At 66.8% G+C, this 19,806-nt stretch carries 18 protein-coding genes; 11 read left to right on the top strand and 7 right to left on the bottom strand.

Annotated elements, in window-relative coordinates; translation table 11 throughout:
- The first annotated feature begins 123 nt into the window (after window positions 1-123).
- From QMB55_RS09970 to QMB55_RS10015, 10 genes are all read left to right on the top strand, one after another.
- The gene (locus QMB55_RS09970) at window positions 124-906 is read left to right on the top strand and encodes a winged helix-turn-helix domain-containing protein (protein WP_497588549.1); all 783 of its coding nucleotides are present in this window, start codon (window positions 124-126) and stop codon (window positions 904-906) included.
- A complete protein-coding gene (locus QMB55_RS09975; protein ID WP_497588550.1) occupies window positions 887-3,544 on the top strand; it encodes a PAS-domain containing protein in 2,658 nt (885 codons plus the stop codon). Before QMB55_RS09970 ends, QMB55_RS09975 begins: the two co-directional genes overlap by 20 nt.
- Window positions 3,545-3,576: 32 nt before the next feature.
- The gene (locus QMB55_RS09980; RefSeq protein WP_497588551.1) at window positions 3,577-4,581 is read left to right on the top strand and encodes an ABC transporter substrate-binding protein; all 1,005 of its coding nucleotides are present in this window, start codon (window positions 3,577-3,579) and stop codon (window positions 4,579-4,581) included.
- Between the two features lie 198 nt (window positions 4,582-4,779).
- Window positions 4,780-6,714 (top strand): bifunctional 2',3'-cyclic-nucleotide 2'-phosphodiesterase/3'-nucleotidase, encoded by a 1,935-nt coding sequence (locus QMB55_RS09985; RefSeq protein ID WP_497588552.1) that lies wholly within the window; start codon window positions 4,780-4,782, stop codon window positions 6,712-6,714.
- Between the two features lie 471 nt (window positions 6,715-7,185).
- The gene (locus QMB55_RS09990) at window positions 7,186-7,929 is read left to right on the top strand and encodes a nitroreductase family protein (RefSeq protein WP_497588553.1); all 744 of its coding nucleotides are present in this window, start codon (window positions 7,186-7,188) and stop codon (window positions 7,927-7,929) included.
- Window positions 7,930-8,228: 299 nt separating this feature from the next.
- Entirely contained in the window at window positions 8,229-8,888 is a 660-nt protein-coding gene (locus QMB55_RS09995; protein WP_497588554.1) for a hypothetical protein, read from the top strand.
- A gap of 33 nt (window positions 8,889-8,921) precedes the next feature.
- The gene (locus QMB55_RS10000; protein ID WP_497588555.1) at window positions 8,922-9,572 is read left to right on the top strand and encodes a glutathione S-transferase family protein; all 651 of its coding nucleotides are present in this window, start codon (window positions 8,922-8,924) and stop codon (window positions 9,570-9,572) included.
- 117 nt (window positions 9,573-9,689) lie between these two features.
- On the top strand, window positions 9,690-10,622 hold the full coding sequence (locus QMB55_RS10005; protein WP_497588556.1) for a metallophosphoesterase family protein: 933 nt from the start codon (window positions 9,690-9,692) through the stop codon (window positions 10,620-10,622).
- An 83-nt stretch (window positions 10,623-10,705) separates the two neighbouring features.
- On the top strand, window positions 10,706-11,380 hold the full coding sequence (locus QMB55_RS10010; protein ID WP_497588557.1) for a YkgJ family cysteine cluster protein: 675 nt from the start codon (window positions 10,706-10,708) through the stop codon (window positions 11,378-11,380).
- An 89-nt stretch (window positions 11,381-11,469) separates the two neighbouring features.
- Window positions 11,470-12,387 carry a hypothetical protein gene (locus QMB55_RS10015; RefSeq protein WP_497588558.1) on the top strand — a complete coding sequence of 306 codons (918 nt, stop codon included), beginning with the start codon at window positions 11,470-11,472 and terminating at the stop codon, window positions 12,385-12,387.
- 22 nt (window positions 12,388-12,409) lie between these two features.
- Here QMB55_RS10015 and QMB55_RS10020 read toward each other — a convergent pair whose 3' ends face one another.
- Entirely contained in the window at window positions 12,410-12,871 is a 462-nt protein-coding gene (locus QMB55_RS10020) for a hypothetical protein (protein ID WP_497588559.1), read from the bottom strand.
- Between the two features lie 129 nt (window positions 12,872-13,000).
- Window positions 13,001-13,546, bottom strand: a complete 546-nt coding sequence (locus QMB55_RS10025) for a hypothetical protein (protein ID WP_497588560.1) — start codon at window positions 13,544-13,546, stop codon at window positions 13,001-13,003.
- Between QMB55_RS10025 and QMB55_RS10030 the strand changes: the two genes are divergently transcribed.
- Window positions 13,545-14,936, top strand: coding sequence for a tryptophanase (locus tag QMB55_RS10030; protein WP_497588561.1), 1,392 nt, complete (start codon window positions 13,545-13,547; stop codon window positions 14,934-14,936). The two genes, QMB55_RS10025 and QMB55_RS10030, sit on opposite strands and share 2 nt — an antisense overlap.
- A gap of 68 nt (window positions 14,937-15,004) precedes the next feature.
- Here QMB55_RS10030 and pgsW read toward each other — a convergent pair whose 3' ends face one another.
- From pgsW to QMB55_RS10055, 5 genes are read right to left on the bottom strand one after another with little or no spacing between them, the layout of a single operon-like run.
- Window positions 15,005-16,087: a poly-gamma-glutamate system protein gene (pgsW, locus tag QMB55_RS10035; protein ID WP_497588562.1), complete on the bottom strand. Its 1,083-nt coding sequence runs from the start codon at window positions 16,085-16,087 to the stop codon at window positions 15,005-15,007.
- Window position 16,088: 1 nt separating this feature from the next.
- Complete coding sequence (gene pgsC / locus QMB55_RS10040) at window positions 16,089-16,532, bottom strand: poly-gamma-glutamate biosynthesis protein PgsC (protein ID WP_497588563.1); 444 nt, start codon at window positions 16,530-16,532, stop codon at window positions 16,089-16,091.
- A complete protein-coding gene (pgsB, locus tag QMB55_RS10045; RefSeq protein ID WP_497588564.1) occupies window positions 16,522-17,703 on the bottom strand; it encodes a poly-gamma-glutamate synthase PgsB in 1,182 nt (393 codons plus the stop codon). The genes pgsC and pgsB overlap by 11 nt, the downstream gene beginning before the upstream one ends.
- The gene (locus QMB55_RS10050; protein ID WP_497588565.1) at window positions 17,700-18,515 is read right to left on the bottom strand and encodes a succinylglutamate desuccinylase/aspartoacylase family protein; all 816 of its coding nucleotides are present in this window, start codon (window positions 18,513-18,515) and stop codon (window positions 17,700-17,702) included. The genes pgsB and QMB55_RS10050 overlap by 4 nt, the downstream gene beginning before the upstream one ends.
- Before the next feature lie 2 nt (window positions 18,516-18,517).
- On the bottom strand, window positions 18,518-19,780 hold the full coding sequence (locus QMB55_RS10055; RefSeq protein WP_497588566.1) for a TIGR03862 family flavoprotein: 1,263 nt from the start codon (window positions 19,778-19,780) through the stop codon (window positions 18,518-18,520).
- Window positions 19,781-19,806: the final 26 nt, after the last annotated feature.

The following is a 19,806-nucleotide window of genomic DNA, read 5'->3' on the forward strand; positions in this document are numbered from 1 at the left end:
CGGCAGACGAACCCCGAGCGCGATGGCCTCGGGTATGATCACGCCATACGCATTGCACGAGTCATCACCCCCGACCGTGCCCCGCCTGAACACGAACGCCGCGACCCGGCGCCTGGAGCATGCATGCGTTTGACGCCAACGCCTTACCCGCCGCGCATCCTGATCGTCGACGACGAGCAGGACATGCGCGACCTGCTGATCGACCTGATCGAATCGGGCGGTTTCCGCGCCCAGGCCGTCGCCGATGGCACGGAAATGCAGCGCGCGCTGGCCGCGGGCGATCACGCGCTGCTGATCCTCGACCTGCGCCTGCGGCGTGAGGACGGCCTGGCGCTGGCACGCGCGGTGCGCCAGGATTCCGCCATCCCGATCATGATCCTGACCGGCAAGGGCGACGAGACCGACCGCATCCTCAGCCTGGAGCTGGTCGCCGACGATTTCCTGATGAAGCCGTTCAACCCGCGCGAACTCCTGGCGCGGGTCCGGGCCTTGATCCGCCGTGCCGGCGAGCGGGGAGGCGCAACGGAGGCCGCCCCGGCTGCGCCAGAGCCGGCGCTGGCGCCCGAGAGTGCCCGTTTCGGTCCCTGGACGATGGACTTTGCGGCGCGCACCCTGTGCGACCGCGACGCCAGACCCTGCGCCCTGACCCCGGGCGAGTACGCCTTGCTAGAAGCCCTGGTGGCGAACGCCAATCGTGTCCTTTCGCGCGACCAGTTGCTCGAACACATGCGCGGCGAACACACCGAGGTGTTCGATCGCAGCATCGACGTGCTGATCCTCAGGCTGCGCCGCAAGATCGAGGCCAATCCTGGTCAGCCGGGGTTCATCCGTACCGAGCGGGGCATGGGCTACGTCTTCCGGGGCGTGCTCGAGCGCGGGGGGGCGCGTGCCGACGCGAAACCCTGAACGTCCGCCTGCGTCTGATTCTGCCGCGCTCGGCGGGCTCCGCCGCTGGCTGCGCGGCGGCTGGCCTTTCCCGGTCAGCGTTCGCAGCCGCCTGTTGCTCACCTTTGCGGTGCTCTTCCTCTCGGCCATGGCCTTGGCACTGGTGGGCTGGTGGGGCATCCGCGACACCCGCGACGCGCTGCACGACTTTCAGACGCACGTCTTGCCCGAGGTTGCGCGTTCGCTCGAACTGTCGCAGCGGACGGCGGCCATCGCCGCGATGGCGCCCTACGTGGCCGAGAGCAATCGCCCGTTCCAGCTGCAGGCCGAGGCCAGCGCCCTGCGCACGCGGCTCACGCAAGCCGAGCAGCTGGCCGCAGCCTTGCCCCAGGCCCGCGGCAGCGAGCTCGACGTCAGGCCGGCGCTGGCCGCCCTGAAGGCGAGCATCGAAGAACTGATCGAAATTACGCGCCAGGATCTGTTCCTGCAGGAAGACCTGCGCGAGTACCTCTATCGCCTCGAACGTGCGCGCAGCACGCTGGCCGGCGGTGTCGCGTCGATGGAGCGGATCGATGCCGTCCTGCGCGATTCGGCGCTCGCCATCGAGGTGACCGAGCCGCGCTTGCTCGAGGCCTTGCGTCAGCACGTGCAGTTCCAACTGGCGCGGATCGAGCGCGACAACCTCGCCGCGCAGCGCGTGCTCAACCTCGTCCGCGACAACCTCGAAGGGCCAGGCAACGTCTTCATGCTGCGCGCGCAGCAGTTCGAGCTGCGCGAGCGTAAGGCCTTTCTGGTGGCGCGCACGCGGGCCGAGGCCGAGCGCCTGAGCGAACGCGTCGAGGCCTACGTGCGCGACGTCCAGCAACGCGCCGACCGGCAGGGCGCATCGATCAACCGCGCCGTACGTTCGGGCATGTTCGGCATCGCCGTCCTGACGCTGCTGTGCGTCGGGGTGGCGGTGCTCGGGATGCGGGCCGTCAACCGCATGGTCAAGAGCCTCGGCGGCATCACCCAGGTGATGAGTCGCCTGGCGCAAGGCGATACCGAGCAGTCCACCCCCGAAACCTCGCGCCCCGACGAATTGGGCGCCCTGGCGCGCGCCTTCGAGGTTTTCCGCGACAACGCCCGAGCCGTGCGGCGCATGGCCGCCGATATGATCGAACAGACCAATCTGCTGGCCACGGTGGTCGAGAGCATGAAGGACGGCCTCTCGGTGTTCGACCGCGATGGCCGCTTGGTGACCTGGAACCGGCAATACCCGGCCTTGCTGCAACTGCGCAGCGATGCCGTCGCGCACGGCATGAGTCTGGCGGAAATCCAGGCCCTGCTGCCGGAGCAGATCAACGATGGAAGCCCCGAGCCGGGGCTGCTGGGGGCCTTGAATCAGGCGCGGCAACATCAGGTGTACCGCTTCGAGCAAACCTTTCCTGACGGCCGGGTCGTCGAGTTCCGCAGCAACCCGATGCCGGGCGGCGGTTTCGTTACGCTGTACAGCGACCTGACCGAACGTCGCAGCGTCGAGGCCGAGCTGCGCCAGGCGCAGAAAATGGAAGTGCTGGGGCAACTCACCGGCGGCGTCGCGCACGACTTCAACAACCTGCTGGCGGCGATCACCGGTAACCTTTACCTGCTTCAGGAGTGCGGCGAACTCTCGGCGGCCGGCCAACGCTTTGCCGGGCGCGCCAGCTCGGCGGCCGAGCGCGGGGCCACGCTCACCCATCGCCTGCTGGCCTTCGCCAAGCGGCAGCCGCTGGCGCCGACGGCAGTCGAGATCGACGTCTTCGTGCGCGAGTTGTCCGACCTGATCGAGTACAGCGTCGGCCAGGGGGTCGCTGTCGTGCTCGACTTGCAGGCGCCGCAGTCGTGCGCCTGGGTCGACCGCGGGCAGATGGAAAACGCCTTGCTCAACCTGGCCATCAACGCCCGCGACGCGATGCCGGCCGGCGGCACCCTGACCTTGCGCACGCGCGACGAAGCCGGGGGGGATGTCGTTCGCGTCGAGGTGGCTGACAGCGGGCAGGGCATGGACGAAACGGTGCGCGAGCGCGTGTTCGAGCCCTTCTTCACCACCAAGGCGGGGTCGGGAAATGGCCTGGGCCTGAGCATCGTTTATGGTTTCGTCAAACAGTCGGGCGGCGAGATCGCAGTCGAGAGTGCACCGGGCGCCGGCAGCGTGTTCGTCCTGCGCCTGCCATCGCGACGCCCCGAGATCGTGGCCGATTTGCCGGCAGCTCAAGCGGAGGATGCCGTTGCGGGCTTGTCAGTCCTGCTCGTCGAAGACGACCCGGAGGTGCGTGCCGCACTGGCCGACGTCCTGCGCGCGACCGGCCATGCGGTGACCGAGGCCGCGTCAGCCAGAGAAGCCCTGGCGGCCTTGGAGGGGATGGCGGTGCGCGGGCAAACGCCGGTGTCGCTGCTGCTTTCCGACGTCGACTTCGGTGGCGGCATGCATGGCGTCGAACTGATGCGCGAAGTCGCCCGCCGCCATCCCGAACTGCCACGCATCTTGATGTCCGGCCTGCCGGTCGAGCGGCTGATGAGCCGCTTTGGCCTAGAGGACGGCGACGTGCTGTTGAACAAACCGTTTACGATCCACCAGTTCGACGCGGCGGTGCGGAAAGCCGTGGCCGCGTTTCAGCCCGGAGTGCCTGGACGATGACGAGTGTTGTGCGACCGCGTGCCGAGCGAGGCATGCCTTCTGCCCAGAAGTTTCCCCGGCCCCAGGACAGCCGGGCGCGAGGGCCTTGGCAGCACTGGCGGCGCTGGGCGCTCGGGTTGCTGGCGCTTTCTTGCAGCGTGCCGGGGCTGGCGGCGGACGCCGGGGATTCGGCGCCGTTGCGCCGGATCGGCGTTTCGGTGACCGACCTCGGCAACCCGTTTTTTGTCCGCATCGCGCGCAGCGTCGAGACCGCCGCCCAGCGGTTGCTCGGGCCGGAGGTTCGCGTCAGCGTGACGTCCAGCGCCTACGACTTGCAGCGCCAGCAGGCGCAAATCGACGACTTCATCCGCAAAAAGGTCGGCCTGATCATCCTTACAGCGGTCGACCCGATCGACATCGAAACCGCCGTGCGCAAGGCGCAAGCCGCCGGCATTCGCGTCATCGCGGTCGATGTCCGGGCGCGCGGTGCCGACGCGACGATCTCGACCGACAACGTTCAGGCCGGCGAGTTGGCCTGCGCGCACATCGCCGAGCGTCTGCACGGGCGCGGCAAGGTGGTGATCCTCAACGGTCCGCGCGTCTCGGCGATCACCGATCGGGTTTCCGGCTGCCTGGAAAAGCTCGCCCAATTCCCGGGAATCCAGGTGCTCTCTTCCGAACGCGACGGCGGCGGCAGCGTCGAAGGCGGCTTCTCCAAAATGACCGATCTGCTGACGCTGCACCCGCGCATCGACGCCGTGTTCGCGATCAACGACCCCACGGCCATCGGCGTCGAACAGGCCGCCCGCCAGGCCGGGCGTTCGGAGTTCGTGATCGTCGGCGTCGACGGCGCGCCGCGCGTCAAAGCCCGGCTGAAGGACGCCGATTCGCTGATCGTGGCGAGCGTCGCCCAACTGCCCGACGTGCAGGCGGAGAAAGCCGTCGAATACGGCCTGGCGCTGATCCGAGGCAAGCCCTTGCCCAAGACGGTCGAGCTGATTCCGGCAGTGCTGCTGACCCGCAACTCACCACAGTTGTCCTCCGGCTGGGTCGATTGAGCGGCTGACTTTACCGGTGCCTGCCGCGTTGCGGATGCCAATGGCACGGCGTAGGATGGGCAGGCAGTGGTTACGGGTGGGGGCGGCGCTCAAGACATGCGGCCGGTTTCCATCCTGCGTTTTGCGTGCATTCCCGGTATTCCAGCAGTGCTGAAGACTCTCCCGCGTCCGTTCAAGCCCCCTCATTGGAGCCCTCCCATGCGACTTCTGCGCACCCTCTCCGTCGCCAGCGCCCTCGTGCTCTGCGCCCACCCCGCCCTGGCCGAACCCCTCAAGCTGCGCATCCTGGAAACCACCGATGTGCACATGAACCTGCTCAGCTACGACTATTACCAGGACAAAGCGACCGAGCAGTTCGGCCTCGCGCGGGCCATCACCCTGATCAAGGCGGCGCGCAGCGAAGCGCCCAACAGCCTGCTCTTCGACAACGGCGACTTGCTGCAAGGCAACCCGCTCGGCGACGTGATGGCCAAGATCAAGCCGCTCAAGGCGGGGCAGACGCACCCGGCGTACAAGGTGATGAACCCGTTGCAGTACGACGCGGCCAACCTCGGCAACCACGAATTCAACTTCGGCCTCGACTTCTTGCGGCGCGCCATCTCGGGCGCCCAGTTCCCCTATGTGAGCGCCAACGTGGTTCTCGCCGATGGCAAGCAGAACAGCGCCAATCCGACGCCGGCGTTCACGCCCTACGTCATCCTCGACCGCAGCTTCGTCGACGCCAAGGGCGCGAAGCAGGCGCTCAAGATCGGCGTGATCGGCTTCGTGCCGCCGCAGATCATGCAGTGGGATAAGGCCAACCTCGAAGGCAAGGTGGCGACCCGCTCGATGGTCGAAATGGCCGAGCGCTACGTGCCCGAAATGATCGGCAAGGGCGCCCAGCTCGTCGTCGCCATCGCCCACTCCGGCTTCGAGAAGGGCGAGGTCGGCCAGCTCGGCGAAAACGCCGTCTCCAAGCTCGCCGAAGTGATCGGCATCGACGCCATCCTCTTCGGTCACGCGCACGCCGAATTCCCGAGCAAGGCCTTCGCCAGCCATCCCAAGGTCGACCTCGAACGCGGCACGATCAACGGCGTGCCCTCGGTCATGCCCGGCCGCTGGGGCGACCACCTCGGCGTGATCGACCTCACGCTCGACAAGCCCGCCGGCCGCTGGCAGGTGGTCGACAGCCGCGCCCACATCCGCCCGATCTTCGATCGCGCCGCCAAGAAGTCGCTGGTCGACGCCGACCCGATGGTCGAGCGCCTGATCGCCACCGAGCACGCGCAGACGCTCGACTACGTGCGCAGCCAGGTCGCCGAGAGCAGCGCGCCGATCTACAGCTACTTCTCGCTCGTGACCGACGACCCCTCGGTGCAGATCGTCTCCAACGCCCAGACCGCCTACGTCAAACGCGCCATGCAGGGCACCGACTACGAAAAGCTGCCGATCCTGTCGGCCGCCGCGCCCTTCAAGACCGGCGGGCGCCAGGGCTGGAGCTACTTCACCGACATTCCCGCCGGCCCGCTGGCGATCAAGCACGTCGCCGACCTCTACATCTACCCCAACACCCTCAAGGCGATGCTGATGACCGGCGCCGAGGTGCGCGAATGGCTGGAAATGTCGGCCGGGCAGTTCCACCAGATCGACCCCAAGGGCCCGGCGCAGCAGGCGCTGGTCAATGACGCCTTCCCCTCGTATAACTTCGACGTCATCGACGGCGTGACTTACGAGATCGACGTCACCCAGCCGGCGCGCTACGCCATCAACGGCCAACTCGCCAACCCCAACGCCCAGCGCATCCGCAACCTGAGCTTCGGCGGCAAACCCATCGACCCGCAAGCCCGTTTCATCGTCGCCACCAACAACTACCGCGCCTACGGCGGCGGCAACTTCCCCGGCGTTACCGGCGCCAAGGTCGTGCTCGACGCGCCGGACGAAAACCGGCAAGCCCTGGTCGACTACCTGAGCCAGAGCGCCGGCAGCAAGATCAACCCGAGTGCCGACGGCAACTGGCGCATCGCCCCCACCGGCACGGTGGAAGCGACCTTCCTCTCGTCCAGCAATGCCGCGCGCTTCCTCGCGCAGCACCCGGGCATCCGCCTCGTCAAGGACAACGGCGACGGATCGGCGGTGTATGGCTTGAAGCCGTAGTCACGGCGAAGGCCCGGCAAACAACGGGGCGGCGTGCGCAGGCACGTTGCCCCGTTTGCTTCTTGGAAGAGGCTTAGGCTTAAGCGATGGGGCGCGCCCGGCCCGCAACGTGCCGCATCGGTGGCGCCCCTGCCGTTTCATGTCAGGTTGCCTAAAAAAGAAGCGTCGTCTGAAAAGCCTTTTGCGTCATGGCGCTAGGTGCTTTGTTCTGTCCTTGTCCACAGCCTTGCTCACGCCCTTTGGGGATTCATTTCGGAGCGATGCCCGGCAAGGCGCATGGAGACTTGATCCTGGCATGGCAGGCCTGGAAGGCGCATCTGGATGCGCCTTCCAGGGCATTGAGCAGACCATCGCGAGCCCGTTGAAGCGGCCGTTGTGCCGCCGCTTTCGGCTATAGTTCTTCCGCACCGAAACGCCCCGTGAGCATGCGCCCGGAATGGCGCGCGCCACGCCTTCTTTCAGAGAGAAACCATGAGCAACGAAACCCTGCGCCTCCTGCAGACGCACCGCAGCGACCGATCCTTTCTCGATACGCCGGTGAGCGATGCGGATCTGGCGGAGATCGTCGACGCCGCCCAGCGCGCGCCGACGTCGAACAACGGCCAGCACATTTCGCTGGTCGTCGTGCGCGACGCGGCGCGGCGCGCGAAGATCGCCCAACTCGCCAACAACCAACCGTGGATCGCCAAGGCCCCGGTCTTCGTGGTGGTCGTCGTCGATTTCCACAAGACCCGGCTGGCGATCGAAATGGCCGGCCAGACCCAGAAGCTCCACGCCACGGCCGAAGGCTTTTCCATCGGCGCGGTCGACGCCGGAATCACCCTGGCGACGTTGATGACCGCCGCCCGCGCGCTGGGCCTTGGCGTCGTCCCGATCGGCGGCATCCGGCAGGATTCGCAGGGGATGATCGACCTGCTCGAACTGCCGCCGCTGACCTTCCCGATGGTCGGCGTCAGCCTCGGCCACGTCGATCAGCCGGCAGCGCAGAAACCGCGCCTGCCGCTCGACACCTACCGGCACGACGAAACCTATTGCGGCGATACCCTCGCGGCCGGGATTGCGGCCTACGACCAGACGCTGATGGCCCACTGGCAATCGACTGGACGCGCTGACGGCTTGCCCTGGTCGGCCAATACGGCAGCGGCCTTTGAGCGCGGCTGCGCGCGCAAGACGGCGGAAGTGGCGCTGGCGCAGGGGTTCGCGTTCGACAAATAAGGCGGACCGCAGTCAGCGGCATGGCACGTACGAAGGGCGCTGAGGCGCCCTTCGTCGCATGGAGGCTTGATCCGGGCGTGGCACGGCTGGAAGGCGCATCTGGATGCGTTTTCCAGAGCATCGAAAAGGCAATTGTTGATGCCGATGGCAAGGCGTAGGATGCGGGAGAGATTGCGTAGGCATCGCGTCGAGAAACCCAATTCAAGAGTGCTTACAATCACACGCGAAAAACAGCCAAGCGTCGAACCTTGCACCTCTTAACTTCACGTTAGCACTTAATGGAGAACGCTCGTTCCTACATGGTTGAGACCGCTCCTGCGGTAGAGGGATTGTTTCGCTTGCTCAATGAATATGGCTGGCAGAAAATTCAGGCCTTGGTTGACCTGACAAAATCAAAGACTCGCGATGATCTCGAACGGCGAAAACACATGTTCTCAAGCACCGATGTCGCAAGAGAAATTATTGCTGGCTCGATCCTTCAAATTGCCTATGTCGCGATTGAACGCTTCGCGGTGCTCGGCGAAAAATCCGAGAACGCTATCCGGTTCGAAACCGAGATCAATCGACTGCTAAAAGAAAATCCGACCACACGTTGGAAGAAGCATGAGATTTTTTCTTTGCCAGCCAGATTTTGCGTTGGCCGCGATATTGGAGATTTACCACTCGGAGTAGTCGTTTTCGCAGGGCGAAATCAGTACAACCACTTCGGTGAAAAGCGACTAAGTGTGTTAAACGAGGTTGTATTTAACCATTTGCATAACATGTGGCCATCTCCTTTTAATGGGATATCTTTCAACCTTTATGGTAGCAACCGGCCTCGCTCATACTCCGTTCTTTCCGCGCTTGGATGGACAGATAGTGCTAATGGCCTTGGGGTTGTCGCTTATAAGCAAGACCTCTGCAATGTTATGCAAATTGATTGTTTCTCTGAGAGTACGGAAGAGTCGGGTTGTTTGTAGTACAAACTTGTCCTTTTGTTAGGCCTATTCCTCATGATTACTCTGCACTATTTCCCCGGTAACGCCAGCTTCGCGCCGCATGTCGTGCTGCGCGAACTGGGCCTCCCGTTTAATCTCCGGAGGGTCGATCGTGCCGGGGGCGAGTTGAAGCAACCGGCCTTCCTCAAGCTCAATCCCAACGGCGTGATCCCCGTGCTGGTCGATGATGGTCTGGTGTTGTATGAGTCCGCCGCCATTTGCCTGCATCTCGCCGATGCTCACCCACAGGCAGAGCTTCTGCCGCCGCTGGGCACGCCCGAGCGGGCGCAGGCCTACAAGTGGCTGATCTGGGCGACCAACACGCTGCAAACCGCGCTCAACGACTATTTCCACGCCGAGCGCAAGGTCGACGCAGGCAACAGCGAGGGGGCGCAGCAGGTGAAAACCCACGCTCAGGCGCGCGTCGGCGACTTGCTGACCCAGGTCGACCAGCACCTGGCCGCGCACGGCCAGTCCTGGTTCCTGGGCGAGCGCTTCAGCGTGCTCGATCCCTTCGTCTTCATGCTCTGCCGTTGGACGCGCGGCTTCAGCCACCTGCCGGCGCGTGAGTATCCGAACATCGCCCCTTATCTGGCTCGCGTGCTGGCGCGCCCGGCGGTGCAAGAGGCGTTCGCCGCCGAGGAACTGAGCGCGCCGTGGTACTGAGCCTCCGGCGAAGTGAGGGCTCAGCGGGCCGCGCTCTTTTGCGCCCAACGCCGGCCTGATCTTCCGGGGCTTGAACGGGCGTATCATTCGGCATTTTCCTGAACCTCTCCATCTGCCATGATCCGCCACGACAAACGCACCTTCCTCAAAGCCCTCGGCGCGCTGGTCCTGGGCGCTTTCCTGCCCAAGGTCGCGACGGCAAGCGCGACGTCGGCGGCACCGCACCATCTGGTCGTCCTCGGCGACATGCACCTGCCGGGGAACAATCTGGCGCTCAAGGCACAGGTGCTGCAGACGATCAATTCCTGGCGCGACGTCGAGGCCGTGGTGGCGGTGGGCGACCTGTGCGAAGGCGACGGTTCGGCGGCCGAGTATGCGGCGATCAAGTCCTTCTTCGCCCCGCTGGCCAAACCTCTGCTGCCGGTGGTCGGCAACCACGATTTCATCTATTCCAGGTTCCAGAAGGGCAGCAAGTCGGTCCGCGGCGATGCCGAAGAACGCGAGACGCGGCTGCGCCGCTTCCGCGAGACCTTTGGCCTCTCGAGCATCCATTACAGCACGACGGTGGGTGATTACGCGCTGATCTTCCTGTCGACCGATGCGCCCGGCCATCTGGCCGAGATTTCTCCGGCGCAGATCGACTGGTTCCGGCAGGAACTCGCGCGCCACCGCCAGCGGCCGACCCTCGTGTTCTTCCACGCACCGTTGGAAGGCACGCTCGACAGTTACAACGACAAGGTGAACAAGCCCAATTTCGTGGCCCAGCCGGCGGCGACGCTGCGTACCGTGCTTGCCGAGAACCCGCAGGTCTTCCTGTGGGTGTCCGGGCATACGCACACCGCGCCGAGCCGCGCGAGCTTCGCCGCGCCGATCAATCTCTACGACGGGCGGGTGACGAACATCCATTGCACCGACATGCAGGACCGCGAGGTGCTGTGGACCAACTCGTTGTTTCTTTATCCCGACCGCGTCGTGGTCAAGACCTTCGACCACGCCAAGGGCGCGTGGCTGCCGAAGTTCGAGCGCGAGATCATGGCTAAACGCAGCTGAGCCGACGCAACATTGATGACATTCCCCTCGGTTTGAGCCGCCCAGATAGCGCGAAAGCAAATAACACGAAAGCCATTCCCGATATGACCAACACCCAGCCGGTTGCAGCCGGCGATTTCGAGCTTTGGCTGCAGCGTATTCTCCATTCCTTTCAGACCGGCGAGGCCGTCGACGTGCCCTGCGGCGACTGTCGCGGGTGCTGCCGTGCCGGCCGATTCGTTCATCTCACGCCGTCAGATCATTCCGCCCATGCGGCCATCGCCAAGCCCTTCTTGCACGCAGCGCCGGGCATGCCAAAAGGGTACGCGGTGATGGGGTATCGGGCGGATGGCGCCTGCCCGATGCTGGACGACGGAAACTGCTCGATCTATCCTCGCCGCCCCGCAACTTGCCGTGGCTTCGATTGCCGGGTCCTGGCCGCAGCGGGCTTGCAGGTCGGCGGCAAATGGAATGAGCGGATCAACGCGCGGGTGCAGGCGTGGCGCTTCTCTTTCCCGAGGGCGGAGAGCCAGCAAAGGCTCGATGCGATACGGCGTGCCGCCGAGTTTATCGAACGTCATCCCGACGCTTTTCCGGGGGGGCGTGCGCCCCGCGAGGCAACGACGATCGCGGTGCTCGCCCTCAAGGTGCATCCGGTCTTCCTTGCCTTGAACCGCTCTGCAGCCATCGCTGAAATCGCCGAGGCGATCGTCGCGGCCAGCCGCCGCTTTGAAGCGAACCGCGAGCCGGCAACGGCGCTGGCCGATTCGTCCGCCTGAACCTCCGATTTTTTCCGCTCACTCACGCATCATGGAAACCCGTGCGCTCTGAGTGCGGCAACACGCCCGTCCATCGCTTTGAAATGAAGATGAAGATCGTCACCTCCGGTTCGGCCTACCTCGACATCGACGCCTATGCCGGCTGCATCGCCTGCGCCGAGTTGCTCAATGTTTTGGGCGAGCCGGCGAAAGCGTTGAGCAGCGCGCCGCTCAACGACAGCATCTGCGCCAGCCTGCGGGCCGGGCATGTCGGCCTGGAAGCGCATGTGCCAGACCCGAGCGACACCTTCGTGCTGGTCGACGTCTCCCATCCGGCGTATCTCGATCCCATCGTCGAGGTCGAGCGGGTTGTCGCCGTGTACGACCACCATTCCGGCGCGGAAGCCTTCTGGCACGCGCGCCTGGGCGAACGGGCGCGGATCGAGCATGTGGGCGCGGCGGCGACGCAAATCTACGAGGCGTGGCTCGCGGCGGGCGCCTTGGCGCAGATGCGTCCGGCAACGGCGAGGCTCCTGCTGGCGGCCATTCTCGACAACACCCTCAACTTCGGCGCGCAGGTCACGACCGCGCGCGACCATGCCGCCTACGCCGCATTGGCGCCATTGGCGGGCGTCGGCGACGACTGGCCGGCGGCGTATTTTTCCGAGTGTCAGGCGGCGATCGAGCGCGACCTCGGCACCGCGCTGCGCAACGACGCCAAGACCCTGCCGCCGACGGCCGAGCGGCCCGCCGTTCTGGCGCAACTGGTGATCTGGGATGCCCGCCGGATCATGGCGCATCAGCACGCGCGCATCCGCGCCACGCTGGGTGCGCTGCACGCCGACTGGCTGCTTAACCTCGTCAGCATCGACGAGCAGCGCAGCTACTTCCTCGCCGACAACGACGCAACCCGCAGCAAGGTTGCCAAGGCGCTGGCGGTGGACTTTTCCGGTGGCGCTGCGCCGTACGAGCGCCTGATTCTGCGCAAGGAGCTGATGCGCCTGCCGGCGTTTGCGGCCGGCGGCTAGGCGGGGCGGCAACGCGGATCGTTCAAATGATCCCGGCTTGGCGCAAGCGTTTGGCCAGCACGACAAATCCAAAGGGGATGAAGGTCAGCAGGGTCGGCACGGCGACCTTGAACAGCGCCGTTTCCATCTCGAGGTCGAACGCGAAATGGCACATGCCGCCGATGATCGCGCCCAGAAACATCCCCGCCGCCAGCGAAAGCGAAAGGCACATCGACCAGGCGCGGATCAGGAAACACACTTCCTGGCTCGATTTCTTCAAGGCACGCGGCAGGACGGCCAGGCACACGGGCGCAAACAGCACGGCCAGCGGGGCGAAGATCCAGCGCCCGGCGACGCCTTCCTTCACCTCAAAAAGCTGATGCGCGAGTACGGCGAAGAAAACGCCGAGAACGATGCCGACCGGCCCGATCGACAAATAAACGCGCCCCCAGTGGGCCAGCGATTGGCGCAGGCTGAACGCCATGCGCAATCGGGCGAAGCTCATTTTCTCCCTTCCCATCGACCGGCTTCGAGCCCGCTTTTGCCCCGTTTCGATCCGGTTGATTGTGTTTCGAGCGTGTTTCGTTGGGGCGGACGGGCGATGCTTCGATTTCAATGATATTCAATTGGAATTTTACGCTTCGCCGCCGCTCGCATCAATTGCGATTTGCCATGCGCCGAGCCCGCATCCAGCGGCGCTTCCCGGCCTGTACGCCCGAAAGCTAGATTCCATGCGCCTTCCCAGCCATCGTTCGCGCGCGAGAAAGGGGGCGATCGAGCCGCCGAAGCGTTTGTCTTCTCCGGTTTCGGCGTTGGCGCAGGGGCGGATCAGCCCCGGAGCGGCAGCGTGGGTGTGATAGAGTATTCCGTGCCCTCGCGTAGCGGACGTCACGGCGGAGCCTTCCTCCCGCTCAGCGTTTGATTTGCGCAAAACGCGAGCTTCTTCGCTGCCATGAATAACGGTGCCCTTTCGGTCATGATCGAGTCTGCCGAGCGCGTTCTCCCGAAACGCTGGTACAACATTGACGTGGTTCTGACCGACGACTTCCCCCGTCGGTAATCCTCCTTTGCCCGCTGTTTTTCGCTGATTCAGGCCGTTCGCCTGGATTGGCTTTCGCTCATCTGCCGCCGGTGCCACGTTCGCCGTCGTGCCGGCGCGCAATCGCAAGGAGAACATCATGTCCCGTCGCATTCCCGAACCGTTCCGCATCAAGATGGTGGAACCGATCAAGCAAACCACGCCCGAATACCGCCACGAAGCGCTGGCCATCGCCGGCTGGAACCCCTTTCTGCTGCGTGCCGAAGACGTCTATATCGATCTGCTGACCGACAGCGGCACCGGCGCCATGAGCGACCGCCAGTGGGGGGCAATGATGGTCGGCGACGAAGCGTACGCCGGCAGCCGCAGCTACTATCGCCTGGCCGAGGTGGTACAGGAGGTCTTCGATTACCGCTTTACGATTCCGACCCATCAGGGGCGCGGGGCGGAGCAGATTCTCTTCCCCGAACTCGTCAAGCGTCTGGGCAGCGCCCGGCCGTGCTTCATTTCCAACTACCATTTCGACACCACCAAGGCGCACATCGAAATCGCCGGCGCGCGCGCCATCAACGTGCTGACGCCGCAGGCCTTCGACACCACGACGCCCTATGACTGGAAAGGCAATTTCGATCTCGCCGGGCTGGCGACGCTGCTCGAAAAGGAACACGGCAACGTGGCCGGCTTGATCATCACCGTGACCTGCAACAGTTCCGGCGGGCAGCCCGTTGCGCTCGACAACATGCGCGCCGCCGCCGACCTGGCGCGCCGTCATGGCGTGCCGGTGATCATCGATGCCGCGCGCTTTGCCGAAAACGCCTGGTTCATCCAGCAGCGCGATCCGCAGTGCCGCGGCATGGCGATACCCGAGATCGTGCGCGAAATGTTTGCCGTCGGCGACATGATGACCATGTCCGCCAAGAAAGACCCGCTCGTGAATATCGGCGGGCTGTGCTGCTTCAAGGCCGACGAGAGCCTGTTCCGCGCCGTGCAGGTGCGTTGCGTGCCGATGGAGGGCTTCGTGACCTACGGCGGCCTCGCGGGGCGGGACATGGAGGCGCTGGCGGTCGGCTTGAAGGAGGGCATGGACGAGCGTTGGCTGGCCTACCGCATCGGACAGGTCGCGTATCTGGGCGCGCGGCTGATCGAGGGCGGGGTGCCGATCCAGACGCCCACCGGCGGGCACGCCGTGTTCGTCGATGCGCGCAAGGTGTTGCCGCACATTCCGGCGGATCAATTCCCGGCGCATGCGCTGGCCTGCGAGTTGTACCTCGAGGGCGGGGTGCGCGGGGTCGAGATCGGTTCCTTGCTGCTGGGGCGCAATCCGCAAAGCGGCGAGCAGGAAGCTTCACCGTTTGAACTGCTGCGGCTGACGATTCCGCGCCGGGTCTACACCAACGACCACATGGACTACATCGCCGACTGCCTGATCACCGTGGCGCGGCGGGCGGAACGGGTGCGCGGACTGACCTTCACCTACGAGCCGCCGATTCTGCGCCACTTCACGGCGCGTCTGCAGCCGGCGCTCGGTTGAGCGCCTTCCGCCGGGGGCGTGTTGCTCCCGGCGGATTCCTTCTGGATTCGCGCCTTGCGATCTGCGGCTTATTTTTTCCGTCCCAAGCGCACATACCCCGCCAGCAAAGCCGCGACTACCGCCAGCACCGTGGCGATGACGCCGCGATTGACGGAGGCCTGGCGGTAGAGGCTCCCTTCTCCGGTTTCGGGTAGGGGGAGCGGGTCGTAGGGCAGGCCGTGGCGGAGGGCGAGGGCCTTGATGTCGAGGAGATGGATGGCCGGCACGCCGCGCGCGAGGAAGGCGCCGATGAGGCCGCCGAGGCGTTGGTCTTCGCCACTTTCGGCTTTCGCCGTGGGTCGGATCAGCCCCGGCACGGCGGCGCTGGTGTGCGCCGTGGCGCCGGTGGCGGCGAGGTTGCCGCCCACATTGACGAAGCACGCCGGGCGCCCGCCCGCGAGGTAGAGCGCGAGCCGGGCGTCGACGTTGCGTTTTAGATCGGCCTCCTCGATCATCGGCCGCCCGCTGGCGACGAGGCGCGCGCGCAGGGCGGCGCGGGTGTCGGGGTCCATGTCCTTGCCCACATCGTCGGCGCCGCCGAGCGAGGCGGCCACCGAGGCGCGGCGCAGCAGGCCCGCGGCGAGCAGGCGGTCTTCCATGTCCAGCCAGGGGTAGGCCGGGTCGTTGGCGCCCCACATCGAGGCGCCGAGCGAGGCGATGCTCACCGTCTCCAACCCCAGTGTGTCGGCCGCCGCGAGCACGGCGACATTGAGCGCCGGGAAGGACGCCGAGAGGTTCAGCGCCACGCGCTCGCCCGGCTTGGCGCCGCACGCCTTGAGCAGCGCGACGGCGAGGGCGGCGAAGTTGGGGTTAGTGGTGGTGCGCTTGGCTTCGAGCACGCCGAGGGTGGTGGTCATGCCGCTCCAGCGCGGGCCGATGAGGCCGGTGGCGTTGGGGTCGTCGGCGCGGTCGAGGACGATGCCGCGCGCGGCCTTGTCGGCGCGAATGGCGGCCTGCGCGGCCTCGGCGTGGCGCGCGGCGGCGAGCATTTCGGCGTGCCAGGGCGAGGGGCGGTACTCGGTGTAGGCGTCACGCAGGCCGTAGGCGGTGGCGGCGACGACGAGCGCGGCAATCAGCAGCCAGTCGCGGTGTTCCCAGCGCGGGCGCTGCATCTTAAAGCCCGCCGAGGCGGGTGAAGGCAAGCGCGAGAAGGCGCAGGCAGATCGCGACGAGCAGCATCGCACTCAGCGTCTTGACCGCGCCCTGGCGGTCGATCTCATGCGCCAGGATGCCGGGCACGAGGTAGCCGATGACCACCGCCGCGCTGATCGGCAGTTCGGCCTCGGCGCTCACCAGCCCGAACAGCCAGCGCAGCAGGAAGCTCACCACGATGAACACCGCGAAACGCCGCCGCCCGAAGAGAATGATGTGCTCGGACAAGAGGCGCACCGCGCCCCAGGTGAGCAGGCTCAGGACGATGGTGGCGAATACCCGCCACGGGTCGTCGAGCAGGAGGGCGATGTAGCCGGGAACGATGACGCCGCCGGGCGAGATCTGCGTCAGTTCGAGAAAGACGATGCTGGCGAGGACGCCGAAAATGATCAGTTCATCGGACATCGGGCGTTGAGTTTGGCGAAGAAGAGGAGGCGCGCTCCTGGCCGCTGCCGACGATGTTGCCGACGGCGAAGACCGTGGCGGCGACGGTCTCTCCAGGGCGGGTGAGCAGGGCGGGCAGGTCGGAAAAATGCTTGAGTTCGAGCAGGCGCTCGGCGGCGAGGCCGCGCTGGCGCAGGCGCCGGGCGACGAGGCCGCGGGCGTGGCCGCAGAGGACGAAAGCGTCGAAGCGCGCGGCGTGGGCGAGGGCGAAGTCGACGAATTGCAGGGTGCGCGCCGGGCGGTCGTAGCGGTTGTTGATCAGCAGCAGGCGCCGGTTTTTTCCCGGCGCGGTGGGGAACAAACCTTCCGCTTCGGCGTGCGCCAGGAGCTGTGCGGCCGACGCCGGGTCGTTGGCGGCCAGCGCGTTGAGCACGGTGAGCGTGCCGCCGCAGGGGGTTGGCTGCGTCTGCACGGCGAACACGCCGGGGTCGCGCCGGTAGTGGCGCATGCCGGCGAGCGCCACGGGGCGCGGCACGCCGAGGTGTTCGCAGACGGCGAGGGCGAGGCCGACGTTCTCGGCAAAGTCGGGCGGATCGTCGTGGCAAGGCGCGGCGAGGGCGCAGGTGCTGCCTTTGCCTGCCGCGCGGGCGGCGAAGACGTCGGCGTAGGCGGCGTCGGCGGTGAAGGCCGCGCCGTTCGTGGGCAGGGTGAGTGCGAGCGCGGCGGCGACGTCGTCGAGGTCGCCGCCCATCTCCTCGGGGTGATCGGGGCGGACGTTGGTGATCACCGCCACGTCGGCGCGCAGCATGCGTTCTTCGCTCGCCTCCTGATATTCGGGCAGCACGGCCATGCATTCGACGACCAGCACCTCGGCGCCTTGTTGCGCCGCGCGGCGCAGCGTCGCGAGCTGCTCGCGGATGCTGGCCTGGCCACGCCGGCAGACCGGCCGCTCCTGCCCGTCGACGTCGATGAAACGCGGCCGGGTGCCGGTGGTCTTGGTCAGCACGCGCCGCCCGCCGGCGCGCAGGCCGGCGTCGATCAGGCGGCTGACCGACGATTTGCCGCGAATGCCATTTACATGGACGACGTGGGCGAGGGCGGCGCGGTGGCGGCGGGCGCGGCGCTGCTCGATGACGAGCCAACCGAGGTAGGCAAGGCAGGCGCCGACCGTGGCGCCCGTCAGCAGGCTCATTGCGGCGCTCCGTCGATGGCTTCGAGCAGGCGCAGGATGACCGCGCGGTGGTAGGCGATGCGCGCCTTGAGCGGCGCGTCGCGGTCGCTCTCGACGGTGATCACCGGTACCGCGAAGCGCGCCGAGGCTTCGCGGTTGAAGCTGCCGGTCGGCGCCCCGGCGAGGAAGTTGAGCGACTCGCCACCGGGCAGCGGCGGGCCTTCGAGCAAGCCGAAGACGAGTTCGGTGGCCGAGCGACAGGTCTTGCCCGTATCGAGCGCGGCGGTGCTGACGATCAGGCTGTTGGCCAGTTCGTTGCGTTCGCCGCCGCGCGTGTGCCAGGCCTCGTGCAGGTCGAGCACCAGCGCCGGGCGGTAGCGGGCGACGAGATTCATCAGCGCGTCGGCGAGGCGCGCGCCGGCGGCGCCGTGCGGCGAACCGGGGAACTGGCGGTTGAGGTCGGGCAGGTCGTAGCTGGCCCGCACGCCGGCCTCGAAGGCGGCGCGGTTGGCGGTGGGGACGATGATCCAGCGCCCGCGCGCCGGGGTCTCGCGGCGCAGGGCTTCGGCGGCGTGGTGGCCGGCGACCTCGTCGCCGTGGATGGCGGCGACGATGAGCACGGTCGGTCCGTCGCGGCCGGCGTCGTTCGATTCGCGCACGTAGACGGGCGTCGCCTGCGCGCTGCCGGGCAGGAGGTCGTAACGCTCGGAAGCGCCGGAATGCGGGGCGCTCAGCGCGATGAATACTGAAAGCAGTAGGCCCGGAAGCCGCATCCACAGGGCGCTGCAGCGGCGCTGCAGGGCGCGTGGAATGGTGCGTCCAGCCCAGTGCATCGCTACGCTCCGGCCTTTAAGCGGCGCGCGGCGCCCTGCCCTGCGGCGCGCCCGGCGGCGAGGCAGGCGGTGAGCAGGTAGCCGCCCGTCGGCGCTTCCCAGTCGAGCATTTCACCGGCGCAATAAAGGCCAGGGTGCTCGTGCAGCATGAAGTCGGCATCGAGCGCGCTAAAGAGAACGCCGCCGGCGGTGCTGATCGCCTCGTCGAGCGGGCGCGGCGCGGCCAGTTTGAGCGGCAGCGCCTTGAGGCCGCGCGCAAGCTGCGCCGGGTCGGCGATGGCCTCGCGGCTTAAGCATTCATGCACCAGCGCGAGCTTGACGCCCTTGAGCCCGAGGCGGCTGCCGAGGTGGCTCGAGAGCGAGCGCGCGCCGCGCGGGTGCGCGACTTCGGCGGCGACCTTGACCGCGTCGTGCGCGGGCAGGAGATCGAGCCACAGCGTCGCGTGGCCGTCGCGTTCGAGGGCGTCGCGCAGCGGCGCGGCGAGGGCGTAGATGAGGCTGCCTTCGATACCGGCCTCGGAAACGACGAACTCGCCTCGTCGATAGCCCGTGCCATCGGGCGCGAGCATCGCGGCGACGGGTTTGACCGGCTCGCCGGCGTGGCGCGTGAGGAGGTGTTCGCTCCAGGCGACGTCAAAGCCGCAGTTGGCCGGGCGGAAGGGCGCGATGTCGATGCCGAGTTCGGCGAAGGGCACCGTCCAGCGGCCGTCCGAGCCGAGCTTGGCCCAACTGCCGCCGCCGAGGGCGAAGACGACGACCGGCGCGTCGAGGGTGACTTCACCGTCCGGCGCGGCAAAGCGCAGGCGGTAGCCGCCGTCGCATTGATCGAGGCCCAGCCAGCGGTGGCGGACGTGGAGGCGCAGGCCGCGTTCGCGCAGGCGGTGCAGCCAGGCGCGCAAGAGCGGCGCGGCCTTCATGCCGGTCGGAAAGACGCGGCCCGAGCTGCCGACGAAAGACTCGACGCCCAGACCCGTCATCCAGGCGCGCACGGCCTCGGGGCCGAAGGCTTCCAGCGCCGGGGCGAGGCGTTCGCGTGCCGCGCCGTAGCGGGCGAGGAAGGCGTCGAACGGCTCGGAATGGGTGATGTTCATGCCGCCCTTGCCGGCCATCAGGAACTTGCGCCCGACCGAGGGCATGGCGTCGTAGAGGTCGACGGCGAGGCCGGCGTCGGTGAGCGCCTCGGCGGCCATCAGCCCGGCCGGCCCGCCGCCGACGACGACGGCGCGGGGTAGGGAAACAGGCAAGTGGGCTGAGATCGGAGGCATGACCGGAGGATGAGGCGAAACCTGCA

The sequence above is a fragment of the Propionivibrio sp. genome (assembly GCF_041441355.1).
Taxonomy (GTDB): Bacteria; Pseudomonadota; Gammaproteobacteria; order Burkholderiales; family Rhodocyclaceae; genus Propionivibrio.